The organism is Arthrobacter sp. Hor0625 (assembly GCF_052567525.1).
Genome location: NZ_CP199586.1, coordinates 546,125 through 559,521 on the forward strand (window position 1 = coordinate 546,125; position 13,397 = coordinate 559,521).

The following is a 13,397-nucleotide window of genomic DNA, read 5'->3' on the forward strand; positions in this document are numbered from 1 at the left end:
ACCTCGCCGAACTGCACCCGTCGTTCCGACAACGCAAAAGGGCATCCGGTCGAGTGTGACCGGATGCCCCTTTTGCTTAATGCAGCCTGACTAGACCGTCGCGCGCTTCGGCAGCAGCGGCGCGAAGAACGCGGCGAGTTCCGCCGTCGCGGTCAGCGGCAGGACCGTTGCCACGTACTGGTCCGGCCGGACCACCACGACGACGCCGCCGCGGTCCAGGCCGCGCTGTTCGAAGATGTCGGCCTTCGGATCGGTGCCGTAGACCTTCTCCAGGTAGTTCAGCTTGAACGGGCCCACCTGCGGCTTGAAGACCTCCGGCACGGCGGTGATGTCCACCTCCGTGTGCTCCTGCTGGTAGATCACCTTCACGTCGAACCAGGCGTCCCGGTCCAGCCCTTCGGGGGTGGCGGCGAGCGGGGAATCCGGTGCCTCTGCCAGCCAGGCCGCCAGGTCAGTGGTCGGCGACGGCGCACCCGCCGCGGCCGGGTCCGCGAAGACGTAGATCCGCCAGCGGCCGTCCGCCGTGGCCTGGTGGCCCAGGTGCAGCGGGTTGGTGTCGCAAACCCGCACCGCGGGGGCGGACTTGAAGCGCTTGCCGATCGGGAAGCCGGTGGCGAGCTCCTGGTGCGTGGCCTCGCCGACCAGGATGGACGGCGCGTACTGGGTCATGAAGCCGGCCGGGAATTCGGCGGTGCTGACGTAGAAGTCCTCAAGCTCCGAGGGGCTGTTGAACTCCTCCGGCTTCTTCGCCATCAGGGTCGACCATTCCTTGTCGAAGTCGATCAGGTTCTTGGCCACCACCTGGCGCTCGGCCGAGTACGTGGCCAGCAGCGCCTCCGGACTGCGGCCCTCCAGCACGTGCCCCAGCTTCCAGCCGATGTTGAAGCCGTCCTGCATGGAAACGTTCATCCCCTGGCCTGCCTTGGCGCTGTGCGTGTGGCAGGCGTCGCCGGTGATGAACACCCGCGGGGTGCGGGTACCGAGGTCCTCCGGGACGACGTCGTCGAACCGGTCGGTCAGCCGGTGGCCCACCTCGTAGACGCTGTGCCAGGCGACGTTGCGCACATCGAGCGTGTAGGGGTGGATGATGGCGTTGGCCTTGGCGATGATCTGTTCGATGCTGGTGCTGCGCACCGCGCCGGCGTCGCCCTCCGGGACCACGCCCAGGTCCACGTACATCCGGAAGAGGTGGCCGCCCTCGCGGGGAATCAGCAGGATGCTGCCGCCGCCGCCCGAGGTGATCGCGCACTTGGTCCGGATGTCCGGGAAGTCGGTGTTGGCCAGCACGTCCATCACGCCCCAGGCGTGGTTGGCCTTGTCCCCGGCCATGGTGCAGCCGATCGAGTCGCGGACGCGGCTCCGGGCCCCGTCGGCGCCGATAACGTACTTGGCCCGGACGGTGCGCTCCGTGCCGGCGTCGGGCCCGGACGTGTGCGCGAGCGTCACGGTGACGGGGTACTCCCCCTCGCCGACCTCCAGCCGGATGAATTCGTAGCCGTAGTCGGGCCTCATCCGGGTGGGGGCGTTGGCCATGAACTCGGCGAAGTAGTCCAGGACGCGGGCCTGGTTGACGATCAGGTGCGGGAATTCGCTGATCCCGGCCGGGTCGTCGAGCGCGCGGGCGGTGCGGATGATCCGGGTCGGGTCGGCGGGGTCCGGCTTCCAGAAGGCCATCTCGGTGATGCGGTACGCCTCGGCGATGATCCGCTCGGCGAAGCCGAAGGCCTGGAAGGTCTCCACGCTGCGGGCCTGGATGCCGTCAGCCTGGCCGATGGCCAGCCGGCCGGGCCGGCGTTCGACGATCCGGGTGGTCACGCCGGGGAACTGGGAGAGCTGGGCGGCGGCCAGCATGCCCGCGGGGCCGGTGCCCACAATGAGCACGTCAACCTCGGCGGGGAGGTCGGCGGGGCGGTCAAGGCCGACGCCGGCGGCCGGCTGGACCCGCGGGTCACCGGAGACATATCCGTACTGGTGGAAGTGCACGGGCTTTCCTTACTGCTGAGGGGGCTTGTCCGCCATCGTGTGTTCGATAATCGAACGAAGTGTTCGATAATAGAATCACCGGCTTTGATTCAAAACTGTACGCCAGTTATGACGTGGGTTACAAGGGCCGCCGTAAAGGCCCGGAATCCCGGGGTTGACGCCGGAGCACCCGAGGGCCCATAGTCGTCGTATACGATTTCGTACTTGATCAGGAGGCTGTTTTGGAGCAGGTCAGCGACGACACCCTGGCGTCGGCACGCAAGGTCATTGCGGTGCACATCAACTACCCCAGCCGAGCCGCCCAGCGGGGCCGCACCCCGGCCCAGCCGTCCTACTTCCTCAAGCCCTCCTCTTCCCTGGCTCTGACCGGCAGCCCGGTCGAGCGCCCGGCCGGCTGCGAACTCCTCGGCTTTGAGGGCGAGATCGCCCTCGTCATCGGCAAGAACGCCCGGCGGGTCAGCGTCGAGGACGCCTGGAGCCACGTCGCGGCCGTAACGGCCAGCAACGACCTCGGCGTTTACGACCTGCGCTACGCAGACAAGGGCTCGAACCTCCGATCCAAGGGCGGCGACGGGTTCACCCCGGTGGGCCCGGCCCTGATCCCGGCAGACGCCGTCGACCCCGCCCAGCTGCGGATCCGAACCTGGCACAACGGCGAACTGGTCCAGGACGACACCACCGAGGACCTGCTCTTCCCGTTCGCCCGGCTGGTCGCAGACCTCTCCCAGCTCCTGACCCTGCAGGAGGGCGACATCATCCTCACCGGCACCCCGGCCGGCGCCTCCGTGGCCCACCCGGGCGATGTGCTGGAAGTGGAGGTCACCACGCTCGACGGCGCCCTCAGCACCGGGCGGCTGGCCACCACCGTCGAGGAAGGCACGACGCCGTTCGCGGACTTCGGCGCCGGCCCCAAGGCCGATGACCTGCAGCGCGAGGAGGCATACGGGTCCCGCGAAGCCGCCGGACTCCCCGCCGCCGGCCTGGACCCGGCACTCAAGGCCAAGCTCGAGTCCGTTGCCACCGCCACCCTGTCCTCCCAGCTGCGCAAGCGCGGCCTGAACAACGTCAGCATCGACGGGCTCCAGGCCACCCGGCCGGACCGCCGCGTCGTCGGCCTGGCCCGCACCCTCCGCTACGTCCCCAACCGCGAAGACCTCTTCAAGACCCACGGCGGCGGGTTCAACGCCCAGAAACGCGCCATCGACTCTGTCAACGAGGGCGAAATCCTGGTCATGGAGGCCCGCGGCGAAAAGGGCACCGGCACGGTCGGGGACATCCTCGCCCTGCGCGCCCAGGTCCGCGGCGCCGCCGCCATCATCACCGACGGCGGCGTCCGCGACTACGCCGCCGTCGCCGGCCTGGACATGCCCACCTACTTCGCCAACCCGCACCCCGCCGTGCTGGGCCGCCGGCACGTGCCCTGGGATACGGACATCACCATCGCCTGCGGCGGCGCCACCGTGCAGCCCGGGGACATCATCGTCGCCGACTCGGACGGCATCCTGGTCATCCCGCCGGCCATCGCCGAGGAACTGGTGGATGACTGCATCCGGCAGGAGAAGGAAGAGACGTTCATCTTCGAGATGGTCAAGCAGGGCAACAGCGTCGACGGGCTCTACCCGATGAACGCGCAGTGGCAGCACCGCTACGCCGACTGGGAAGCAGGCACCGACGGTGACTGAGACCGCGATGGTGGCCGGCAGCAAGTCCGAGCAGGCCTACCAGGCCGTCAAGGCCCGGATCATCGAGGGCGCCTACACCCCCGGCTACCGGCTGGTCCTGGGCGCGATCGCCAAGGACCTGGGCGTCAGCGTGGTCCCGGTCCGCGAAGCCATCCGGCGGCTCGAAGCCGAGGGCCTGGTGACGTTCGAACGCAACATCGGCGCCACCGTCGCCGGGATCGACCCCACCGAGTACCTCTACACCATGCAGACGCTCAGCATCGTGGAGGGCGCCGCGACGGCCCTGTCCGCCCCGCTGATCGACCCGGCCGCGATCGCCCGGGCCCGTGCGGTGAACGAGGAGATGCGCGACTGCCTGGACCACTTCGACCCCATCCGGTTCACCCGGCTCAACCAGGACTTCCACAGCGTCCTGTTCGAGCACTGCCCCAACCCGCACATCCTGGACCTCGTCCACCGCGGGTGGAACCGGCTCGCCTCGCTCCGGTCCTCCACCTTCGGCTTCGTCCCCGGCCGCGCCCGGGGATCCGTGGAGGAGCACGAAAACCTGCTGCGGCTGATCGAATCCGGCGCCGACGCGGACCAGATCGAAAAGGCCGCCCGGCTGCACCGCTCCGCCACCCTGGACGCCTACCTCGCCCAGACCGAAACCGCCTGAAGATTTCCCACCTTTCACGCCCCGAGCAGTAAGGAAGCAACAATGACGTTCACTGCAGAACAGACCGCCACGCACTACGTGCCGCAGGACCTGCCCCGCCACATCCAGCACTACATCAACGGCCAGTTCGTCGACTCCGTCGGCGGCAAGACCTTCGACGTGCTGGACCCGGTCTCCAACCAGACCTACGCCACCGCCGCGGCCGGGCAGAAAGAGGACATCGACCTCGCCGTTGCCGCCGCCCGCGAGGCCTTCACCAACGGCCCGTGGCCGAAGATGAAGCCGCGCGAACGCGCCCGCGTGCTGAACAAGATCGCCGACGCCGTCGAGGCCCAGGAAGCCCGGCTCGCCGAACTCGAAACCTTCGACACCGGCCTGCCGATCACCCAGGCCAAGGGCCAGGCCCTGCGCGCGGCGGAGAACTTCCGCTTCTTCGCGGACCTGATCGTCGCCCAGTTCGACGACGCCATGAAGGTCCCCGGCGCACAGATCAACTACGTCAACCGCAAGCCGATCGGCGTCGCCGGCCTGATCACCCCGTGGAACACCCCGTTCATGCTGGAGTCCTGGAAGCTCGCCCCGGCCCTGGCCACCGGCAACACAGTGGTTCTCAAGCCGGCCGAGTTCACCCCGCTCTCGGCCTCCCTGTGGGCCACGATCTTCAAGGACGCCGGCCTGCCGGACGGTGTGTTCAACCTGGTCAACGGCCTGGGCGAGGAAGCCGGCGACGCGCTGGTCAAGCACCCGGACGTGCCGCTGATCTCCTTCACCGGTGAGACCACCACGGGCCAGACGATCTTCCGGAACGCCGCGGCCAACCTCAAGGGCCTCTCGATGGAGCTCGGCGGCAAGTCCCCCTGCGTCGTCTTCGCCGACGCCGACCTGGACGCCGCGATTGACTCCGCCCTGTTCGGGGTCTTCTCGCTCAACGGCGAGCGCTGCACCGCCGGGTCCCGGATCCTCGTCGAACGCGCCATCTACGACGAGTTCTGCGAGAAGTACGCCGCCCGGGCCAAGAAGATCGTGGTTGGCGACCCGCACGACCCCAAGACCGAGGTGGGCGCCCTCGTCCACCCGGAGCACTACGACAAGGTGGCGTCCTACGTCGAAATCGGCAAGTCCGAGGGCCGGCTGCTGGCCGGCGGCGGCCGCCCGGAGCACCTGCCCGAGGGCAACTACATCGCCCCGACCGTGTTCGCCGACGTCGCCCCCGACGCCCGGATCTTCCAGGAAGAGATCTTCGGCCCCGTCGTCGCGATCACCCCGTTCGAAACCGACGAGGAGGCGCTCGCCCTGGCGAACAACACCAAGTACGGCCTCGCCGCCTACATCTGGACCCAGAACCTGACCCGCGCGCACAACTTCTCGCAGAACGTCGAGGCCGGCATGGTGTGGCTGAACAGCCACAACGTCCGGGACCTGCGCACCCCGTTCGGCGGGGTCAAGGCCTCCGGGCTGGGCCACGAGGGCGGCTACCGCTCGATCGACTTCTACACCGACCAGCAGGCCGTCCACATCACCCTCGGCACCGTCCACACGCCCAAGTTCGGCGCCTAGGCCTACCGGCGGGCCGGCCCCGCCGGCCGGCCGCCGTCGGACCCTCCCCCAGCCCACTTTCAAAGAAGAGAGAATCCCATGACCAACTTCGTCCCCACCCCCACCGTCCCGGCCCCGGACATCGTCCGCTGCGCCTACATGGAAATCGTCGTCACCGACCTCGCCCGCTCCCGCGAGTTCTACGTCGACGTCCTGGGCCTGCACGTGACCGAGGAAGACGAGAACGCGATCTACCTGCGCTCCCTGGAGGAGTTCATCCACCACAACCTGGTGCTGCGCAAGGGACCGGTCGCCGCCGTCGCCGCCTTCGCCTACCGGGTGAAGTCCCCCGCCGAGGTCGACGCCGCCGAGGCGTACTACAAGGAGCTCGGCTGCCGGGTCGAACGCCGCAAGGAAGGCTTCACCAAGGGCGTCGGCGACTCCGTCCGGGTCGAGGACCCGCTGGGCTTCCCGTACGAGTTCTTCTACGACGTCGAGCACGTCGAGCGCCTCACCCAGCGCTACGACCTCTACAGCGCCGGCGAGCTGGTCCGGCTGGACCACTTCAACCAGGTCACCCCGGACGTCCCGCGCGGCCGGGCCTACCTGGAGGACCTGGGCTTCCGGGTCTCCGAGGACATCAAGGACTCCGACGGCGTCACCTACGCCGCGTGGATGCACCGCAAGCAGACCGTGCACGACACCGCCCTGACCGGCGGCAACGGCCCGCGCATGCACCACGTCGCGTTCGCCACGCACGAGAAGCACAACATCATCCAGATCTGCGACAAGATGGGCGCCCTGCGGATCAGCGACCGGATCGAGCGCGGCCCCGGCCGGCACGGCGTCTCAAACGCCTTCTACCTCTATATCCTGGACCCGGACGGGCACCGCATCGAGATCTACACCCAGGACTACTACACCGGCGACCCGGACAACCCCACGATCACCTGGGATGTGCACGACAACCAGCGCCGCGACTGGTGGGGAAACCCCGTGGTCCCGTCCTGGTACACCGAGGCGTCCTTGGTCCTGGACCTGGACGGCAACCCGCAGCCCGTCGTCGTCCGCGAGGAGAAGAGCGAGATGGCGGTCACCGTGGGCGCCGACGGCTTCTCCTACACCCGCAAGGACGGCTCCCCCGAGGGCGACCGCACCGGGTTCAAGCTGGGCGTCCAGGTCTAAGCGATGCTGGAGCCAACGACGATTGAGGCCATAGCCGACGAGCTGGTGGAAGCCGGCCGCAGCCGCACCCCGGTCCCCCGCCTGACCGCGCGGTACCCGGAGATGACGGTGGAGGACTCCTACGCCGTGCAGCAGCTGTGGCGGCGCCGCAACGAGGAAGCCGGACGGGCCCTCGTGGGGCGCAAGATCGGCCTCACGTCCAAGGCCATGCAGGACGCCACCGGCATCACCGAGCCGGACTACGGCGCCATCTTCGATGACATGGTGCTGGAGACCGGCTGCTCGGTGGCGTGGGACCAGTACGCCCACCCGCGAGTGGAGGTGGAGCTCGCGTTCGTCCTCAAGGACGGGCTCAAGGGCCCCGGCGTGACCATCTTCGACGTCCTGCGCGCCACCGACTACGTGGTTCCGGCCCTCGAGATCCTGGATTCCCGGATCGAGATGGAGGGCCGGACCATCGTGGACACCATCTCCGACAACGCCGCAATGGGCGCCATGGTGGTGGGCGGCAACCCGGTGAAGCCCGACGCCGTCGACCTCCGCTGGATCTCCGCCATCCTCTACAAGAACCAGACCGTGGAGGAGACCGGGGTGGCCGCCGGCGTCCTCGACCACCCGGCGAACGGCGTGCACTGGCTGGCCAACAAGATCGCCGCCCACGGCGACGCGCTGAAGGCCGGAGACATCATCCTCGCCGGATCCTTCACCCGGCCGCTCTGGGTCTACAAGGGCGACACCGTCCACGCCGACTACGGACCCCTGGGGGCAGTGACATGCCGTTTCGAGTAACCGATACGTTCCGCTCCGCGCTCGCCGCGCAGGAGGGTCAGGCGGGCCGGCCGCTCGCCGGGATGTGGGTCTGCTCCGGTAGCCCGCTGATTGCCGAGCTCTGCGCCGGGGCCGGGCTGGACTGGCTGCTGGTGGACGCCGAGCACAGCCCCAACGGCCTGGAGTCCATCCTCGCCCAGCTCCAGGCCATCCACGGCTACCCGGTCCACGCCATGGTCCGGCCGCCGGTGAACGACACCGTGCTGATCAAGCAGTACCTGGACCTAGGCGTGCAGAACCTGCTGATCCCCATGGTTAACTCCGTCGCGGAGGCCGAAGCCGCGGTGGCCGCCACCCGCTACCCGCCGCACGGGGTCCGCGGGGTGGGGTCCGCCCTGGCCCGCGCTGCCCGCTGGAACCGGGTGCCGGACTACCTGGCCCGGGCCGGGGAGACCATCAGCGTCACCGTCCAGATCGAATCCGCCGCCGCCGTGGACGCGGTGGCGGACATTCTCGCGGTCGACGGCGTGGACGCCATCTTCGTCGGCCCCTCGGACCTGGCCGCCTCGATGGGGCTGCTGGGACAGCAGGAGCACCCCGAGGTGCGTGCCGCCGTCGAGCACTGCCTGGCTGCGGCGAAGGCTGCCGGGAAGCCGGCCGGGGTGAACGCCTTCAACCCGGACACGGCCCGGCACTACCTGGACCACGGCGCGGCGTTCATCCTGGTAGGCGCCGACGTCGCGCTCCTGGCGCGGGGCTCCGAAGCCCTCGCCGCGCAGTTCATTCCCTCTGCCGAGGGCGGCAGCCGGGCCAGTTACTGACGGTCCGCTGACGACGGCGGGGCACCGAGCGGTTCAGGCCGTCCGGCGCTCCCGCCAGGCCAGCGAGACGACCAGCACCACGGCGCCGAGGCCCAGCATGACGAGCACCATCAGGCCCCAGTTGGCCTGGGTCACGCCGGTGCCGTAGAAGATGCCGATCAGCACGGTTGCCGTGATCGCGCCGAGGTAGCGGCAGGTCTGGTAGATCCCGGCGGCCACCCCGCGCTCCTCCAGCCGGGTGGACAGGTACATGCCCTGGCTCGTGGCGATGCTGACGACGCAGTAGGGCACCCCCAGCAGGGCGGTCATGGCAAGCACCAGCGGGACGGCGAGTGATCCGGTCAGCAGCCACATCGCGCCGGACGCCGCGATCAGCAGCGCGACGCCGGCGATCAGCACCCGCCGCACGCCAAACCGGTCGATGGCGCGGACTGCGGCGGGCGTGCCGACCACGGAGATGGCGGCGAGCGGCAGCATCAGCAGGCCCACGATTCCGGGGTCGTAGCCGCCGGCGGTCTGCAGCAACTGCGGCAGGCCGAAGAACGCGAAGTAGTAGACGCCGCTGAACAGCGCGAATCCCAGATAGATCAACAGCAGCGGCCGGTTCCGGCCGAGCAGCCGGAGGTCCAGGAACGGCGGGTTGAAGCGCAGCTCCCGCACCGCGAACAGCACGCCCAGCAGCAGCCCGCCGCCCAGCAGCCACCACCGATAGCCGGGCACAACGTTCAGCAACGCCATCATCACCAGCACCAGCGACCCGATGAACGCGCCGATGCCGGGCAGGTCGGAGTCCCGCAGCAGCTCCGAGACCTTCCCCTGCTCACGTTCGCCATCCTGCGGCGCGAACCGGCGGACCAGCAGGATGGACGCCAGGGCCAGCGGAACGTTGATCAGGAACAGCGCCTCCCAGCCCACCAGGCTCACCAGCAGCCCGCCGACCACGGGCCCGACGGCGGCCGCCGAGGTGTTGGCCATCTGGATCCGGCCCAGCGGGCGGGTGGAGTTCACGTCCGCCTGCCGCGCCAGTTCCGCGACCATGACGACGGCGCTCGGGTAGGCGCTTGCGGTGCCAAGGGCCATGAAGGCCCGGGCCACGCAGAGCAGCGCGAAGTTCGGTGCGAAGGGGGCGAGCGCGCAGGTCACCGCCACCAGGGCCATCCCGAGCAGGAACAGCCGGCGCGGGCCGAAGCGGTCGGCGAGCCGGCCCATCAGCGGCTGGCCGGCGGCGGAGGTGAGGTAGAACGAGGTGACCACCCAGGTGACCGTGGCGACATCGAGCCTGAAGTCAGCCTGCAGCACCACGAGGGCGACGGCGATCATCGAGGAGTTCAGCGGGTTCAGCGCGGTGCCCAGGCTCAGTCCAGCGATGGCGGCGCCGGTTCGGGGAGAGTTGCTCACGGCAACAGTCTGTCCTATCCCGGCCGGGGTCCGCGTCATGGGGACGTCATCCGGGGGTCAGGTCTTCAGCTTGGCCACCGTCATGAGGATGGCCGAGTCCTCCTCGGCGTGCAGGCTGTGCAGGCCGTCCGGGACGATCAGCAGGTCCCCGGCCTTCCCCTGCCAGGATTCGCCGGCGGACTGCAGCCGGACGCAGCCGCGCAGCACGAACACCGTGGCCTCCCCGGGGTTCTGGTGTTCACTCAGCTGGGTTCCGGCTTTGAAGGCCATCACGGTCTGCCGCAGCACCTTCTCGTGTCCGCCGAAGACGGTGTCGGCGGCCCGCCCGCTGCCGGCTTCCAGTGCCGCCGCGACCTGCTGCCGGGCCAGGGCCTCGATCGATATTTTCTGCATGGGCCCTACCGTACTCACGATCACCGCCGGTGCCGAGGGCTTTCCGCCCCCGGGGCGCCCGTGAGCCGGGTCCTCCCCCGTTCGCAGCCCCGGCGGCCGCCGGGGTAAGGGCTAGGCTGAAGAGGTGGCTGAAGCAGACGGCCCGTCGAACGTCCCCGCGGAGTAGTACCCATGACCAACACCACCGCAGGAGCTCCTGCACCCGACGCACCGACGACCCGCGCCCGGGACGCGGCCGACGTCGGTCTCTGCCGCCTCGCCGCGGACGCGTTCCACCTTCCGCACCTGCGCGACGGCCAGCTGGAGGGCATGCGCGCCCTCGCCGCCGGCCGGGACGTGCTGGCCGTAATGCCCACCGGCTACGGCAAGTCGGCCATCTACCAGGTGCCCGCCCTGTTGCTGCACCGCCGGGAGCAGGAGCCGGCCCGTCGCGGTCCTGCCCTGGTGGTCTCGCCGCTGATCTCGCTGCAGGAAGACCAGCTCGACGGGCTGCTGGAGGCCGCCGGGCCGGGCGGCGCCGTCGCGATCAACTCCTCGCACAGCCCGGCCGAACAGGAACTGGCGTGGCAGGCGGCGGAAAACGGCACCGCGGCGTTCCTGTTCTTGGCGCCCGAACAACTGGCCAAGGACAGCACGGTGGAACGGCTCGCCGCCCTGGCGCCGGCGCTGTTCGTGGTGGACGAGGCGCACTGCGTCACCTCCTGGGGGCACGACTTCCGGCCCGACTACCTGCGGCTCGGCGAAGTCCGCGCCCGGCTCGGAAACCCGACGACGGCGGCGCTGACCGCCACCGCCGCTCCCCCGGTCCGCGAGGAAATCCAGGCGCGCCTCGGGCTGGCTAACCCGCTGGTTCTGGTCCGCGGTTTCGACCGGCCCAACATCACCCTCGACGTCGTCCGGCACCACGAGGACAAGGAGAAGCGCCGGGCCGTGATCCGGCAGGCCACCGAGCTGATCAGGCAGCTGCGCCCCGGCGTCGAACCCGGGACCAACCCGGTGCACACGTCCTGCGGCCTGGTCTACGCGGCCAAGCGCAAGGACACGGAGAAGTACGCGCAGAAGCTGGCCCGCAACGGGCTCCGCGCCGCCGCGTACCACGCGGGCATGGCCGCGGCGGACCGGGCGGACGTCCACGAGCGGTTCCTGGACGGCGAGCTGGACGTCGTCGTCGCCACCACCGCATTCGGCATGGGAATCGACAAGCCCGACGTCCGGTTCGTCCTGCACGCCGACATCCCCGAGTCGCTGGACAGCTACTACCAGCAGTTCGGCCGCGCCGGGCGGGACGGGGCCCCTGCCCTGGCCGTGCTGCACTACCGCTCGGAGGACCTGGGGCTGCGCCGGTTCTTCACCACGCACACCCCGGACGAGGCGTCACTCCGCGCCGTCCTCACCGCCCTGCGCGCCGCCGAAGGTCCGCTGCCCCGGTCGGAGCTGGCCGTCCGGACCGGATTCCCGGCCCGGCGCCTCACCGGGCTGCTGAACGAACTGCAGGACACCGGGGCCGTCACCGCCGGCCGGGACGGGGCACGGCTCGACGCTGCGGCAGACCCGGACCGGGTGCTGGACCGGGCGGTGGAGCTCGCAACGGCCCGCGGCCGGGTGGAGCAGTCGCGCGTGGAGATGATGCGGGGGTACGCGGAGACCCGCCGCTGCCGGCGCCAGTTCCTGCTCGGCTACTTCGGCGAGGACCACCCGGACAGCTGCGGCAATTGTGACAACTGCGCCTCGGGCGCAGCTGCTGCCAAGACCGGGGCGGCCGGGGGCGCCGCCGCTGCCGCCGACGGGCATGACGGCCGGAACGACTCGGGCTTCCCGGTGAACGCCGCCGTCGTCCACGCCGAGTGGGGCCCGGGCCTGGTCATGCAGCACGACGGCGACGTGCTCACCGTGCTGTTCGAGAGCGCCGGGTACAAGACGCTGTCCCGCAAGGCCGTGTTGGAGCGGGGCCTGCTGACCCTCGCCGCGGAGTGAAACCAGGCTGGCTCAGTACACCACCCGGAAGTTGCTGAAGGCGCCGGTGGCCGGGGACATGCGTTCCTCGACGTGGTCCACCCGGCCCGGCGCGTCCGCCGAGCGCAGCCAGCGCCGGAACTCCAGCACCACCGCCTGGGGGCCCTCAGCGACGACGCCGACCGTGCCGTCGTCGTTGTTCCGCACCGTGCCGCGCAGGCCCAGTTCTTCGGCTTTGCGTACCGTCCAGTAGCGGAAGCCGACCGCCTGCACCATGCCCTCGACCCGGGCCGTCAGCCGCACCGCGGTTCCGGAATCCGGCGCCGCGGAATGCCCAGCGAATTCAGCCATGCAACCACCCTAGCCCCGCACGCCAGCCCGCGGCATCCGGGACTTTAGCCCCTTCAACCGCCCGCCGGCCCTTGTGAGGGTGGAAGAAGACCTCCGGACGCGGCATGCAGCGGACACCCCGCGCCGCCCGCCGGACCGCCTGAAAGGTAAAGAACATGGCAGGACAATTCGAGATCTTCACCGACGCTGAATCGAACGTCCGGTTCCGGCTGCTCGGCGCGGACGGCACCGTACTCGCGGTCTCCAAGGCCTTCGAGGATAAGCGCTCCGCGGCGGACGGCATCATGGCGGTCCGCGAGTGCGCCGGCACCGGACTCATCCGCGAAACGCACTCCACGCCCTGGGGCGGCACGACGTGGACCACGAGCAGCAAAACTCCCCACCCGCACCCGTCCCGGCGCCGCCACTCCCCGGCCGTCTAGCCCAAACGCTCCCTCAGATTTGGCGCCCATTCACTCAACGCTCCCTCACCTCCGGCGCCTATCCGCCCGACGCTCCCTCACGTCCGGCGGCTATCCGCCTGACGCTCCCTCACGTCCGGTAGCTATTTGCCCGACGCTCCCTCACGTCTGCGGTCTACCAGCCCGCAGGGGGCAGCACCGCCGCGCTTGAGGGAGCGACGTGGAAAACACCACCAGAAGTGAGGGAGCGTCCCCAAAAACACCCCCG

At 69.9% G+C, this 13,397-nt stretch carries 12 protein-coding genes; 8 read left to right on the forward strand and 4 right to left on the reverse strand.

Annotation, left to right across the window (positions count from 1 at the left end):
• Positions 1 to 90: 90 nt before the first annotated feature.
• Positions 91 to 1,983 carry an FAD-binding monooxygenase gene (locus ACTWLI_RS02360; RefSeq protein WP_445155104.1) on the reverse strand — a complete coding sequence of 631 codons (1,893 nt, stop codon included), beginning with the start codon at positions 1,981 to 1,983 and terminating at the stop codon, positions 91 to 93.
• 221 nt (positions 1,984 to 2,204) lie between these two features.
• Here ACTWLI_RS02360 and ACTWLI_RS02365 point away from each other — a divergent pair, with 221 nt between their 5' ends.
• The 6 genes from ACTWLI_RS02365 to ACTWLI_RS02390 all read left to right on the forward strand — a co-directional run bounded on the left by ACTWLI_RS02365 (position 2,205) and on the right by ACTWLI_RS02390 (position 8,633).
• A complete protein-coding gene (locus ACTWLI_RS02365; RefSeq protein ID WP_445155105.1) occupies positions 2,205 to 3,665 on the forward strand; it encodes a fumarylacetoacetate hydrolase family protein in 1,461 nt (486 codons plus the stop codon).
• 7 nt (positions 3,666 to 3,672) lie between these two features.
• Entirely contained in the window at positions 3,673 to 4,323 is a 651-nt protein-coding gene (locus ACTWLI_RS02370) for a GntR family transcriptional regulator (protein ID WP_445156104.1), read from the forward strand.
• Positions 4,324 to 4,365: 42 nt separating this feature from the next.
• A complete protein-coding gene (gene hpaE / locus ACTWLI_RS02375) occupies positions 4,366 to 5,880 on the forward strand; it encodes a 5-carboxymethyl-2-hydroxymuconate semialdehyde dehydrogenase (protein WP_445155106.1) in 1,515 nt (504 codons plus the stop codon).
• Between the two features lie 78 nt (positions 5,881 to 5,958).
• On the forward strand, positions 5,959 to 7,044 hold the full coding sequence (gene hpaD / locus ACTWLI_RS02380) for a 3,4-dihydroxyphenylacetate 2,3-dioxygenase (RefSeq protein WP_445155107.1): 1,086 nt from the start codon (positions 5,959 to 5,961) through the stop codon (positions 7,042 to 7,044).
• Positions 7,045 to 7,047: 3 nt separating this feature from the next.
• Entirely contained in the window at positions 7,048 to 7,833 is a 786-nt protein-coding gene (hpaH, locus tag ACTWLI_RS02385; protein WP_445155108.1) for a 2-oxo-hept-4-ene-1,7-dioate hydratase, read from the forward strand.
• On the forward strand, positions 7,818 to 8,633 hold the full coding sequence (locus ACTWLI_RS02390) for an aldolase/citrate lyase family protein (protein ID WP_445155109.1): 816 nt from the start codon (positions 7,818 to 7,820) through the stop codon (positions 8,631 to 8,633). Before hpaH ends, ACTWLI_RS02390 begins: the two co-directional genes overlap by 16 nt.
• Positions 8,634 to 8,666: 33 nt before the next feature.
• Here ACTWLI_RS02390 and ACTWLI_RS02395 read toward each other — a convergent pair whose 3' ends face one another.
• Together ACTWLI_RS02395 and ACTWLI_RS02400 are read right to left on the reverse strand one after the other, a co-directional pair.
• Positions 8,667 to 10,031 carry an MFS transporter gene (locus ACTWLI_RS02395; RefSeq protein WP_445155110.1) on the reverse strand — a complete coding sequence of 455 codons (1,365 nt, stop codon included), beginning with the start codon at positions 10,029 to 10,031 and terminating at the stop codon, positions 8,667 to 8,669.
• 57 nt (positions 10,032 to 10,088) lie between these two features.
• On the reverse strand, positions 10,089 to 10,424 hold the full coding sequence (locus ACTWLI_RS02400) for a cupin domain-containing protein (protein WP_056738848.1): 336 nt from the start codon (positions 10,422 to 10,424) through the stop codon (positions 10,089 to 10,091).
• 171 nt (positions 10,425 to 10,595) lie between these two features.
• On the opposite strand from ACTWLI_RS02400, the gene ACTWLI_RS02405 reads away from it, so the two are divergent.
• Positions 10,596 to 12,398 (forward strand): RecQ family ATP-dependent DNA helicase, encoded by a 1,803-nt coding sequence (locus ACTWLI_RS02405; protein ID WP_445155111.1) that lies wholly within the window; start codon positions 10,596 to 10,598, stop codon positions 12,396 to 12,398.
• A gap of 12 nt (positions 12,399 to 12,410) precedes the next feature.
• Here ACTWLI_RS02405 and ACTWLI_RS02410 read toward each other — a convergent pair whose 3' ends face one another.
• Positions 12,411 to 12,728: an acylphosphatase gene (locus tag ACTWLI_RS02410; protein WP_445155112.1), complete on the reverse strand. Its 318-nt coding sequence runs from the start codon at positions 12,726 to 12,728 to the stop codon at positions 12,411 to 12,413.
• A gap of 155 nt (positions 12,729 to 12,883) precedes the next feature.
• Between ACTWLI_RS02410 and ACTWLI_RS02415 the strand changes: the two genes are divergently transcribed.
• Positions 12,884 to 13,150, forward strand: coding sequence for a YegP family protein (locus ACTWLI_RS02415; RefSeq protein WP_445155113.1), 267 nt, complete (start codon positions 12,884 to 12,886; stop codon positions 13,148 to 13,150).
• The last annotated feature ends 247 nt before the right edge of the window (positions 13,151 to 13,397 follow it).

Excerpts from the sequence above, each read along its gene's own strand:
- ACTWLI_RS02370 (WP_445156104.1), top strand. The coding sequence starts at position 3,673 with ATGGTGGCCGGCAGCAAGTCCGAGCAGGCCTACCAGGCCGTCAAGGCC.
- hpaE (WP_445155106.1), top strand. The coding sequence starts at position 4,366 with ATGACGTTCACTGCAGAACAGACCGCCACGCACTACGTGCCGCAGGAC.
- hpaD (WP_445155107.1), top strand. The coding sequence starts at position 5,959 with ATGACCAACTTCGTCCCCACCCCCACCGTCCCGGCCCCGGACATCGTC.
- hpaH (WP_445155108.1), top strand. The coding sequence starts at position 7,048 with ATGCTGGAGCCAACGACGATTGAGGCCATAGCCGACGAGCTGGTGGAA.
- ACTWLI_RS02390 (WP_445155109.1), top strand. The coding sequence starts at position 7,818 with ATGCCGTTTCGAGTAACCGATACGTTCCGCTCCGCGCTCGCCGCGCAG.
- ACTWLI_RS02400 (WP_056738848.1), bottom strand. The coding sequence starts at position 10,424 with ATGCAGAAAATATCGATCGAGGCCCTGGCCCGGCAGCAGGTCGCGGCG.
- ACTWLI_RS02405 (WP_445155111.1), top strand. The coding sequence starts at position 10,596 with ATGACCAACACCACCGCAGGAGCTCCTGCACCCGACGCACCGACGACC.
- ACTWLI_RS02410 (WP_445155112.1), bottom strand. The coding sequence starts at position 12,728 with ATGGCTGAATTCGCTGGGCATTCCGCGGCGCCGGATTCCGGAACCGCG.
- ACTWLI_RS02415 (WP_445155113.1), top strand. The coding sequence starts at position 12,884 with ATGGCAGGACAATTCGAGATCTTCACCGACGCTGAATCGAACGTCCGG.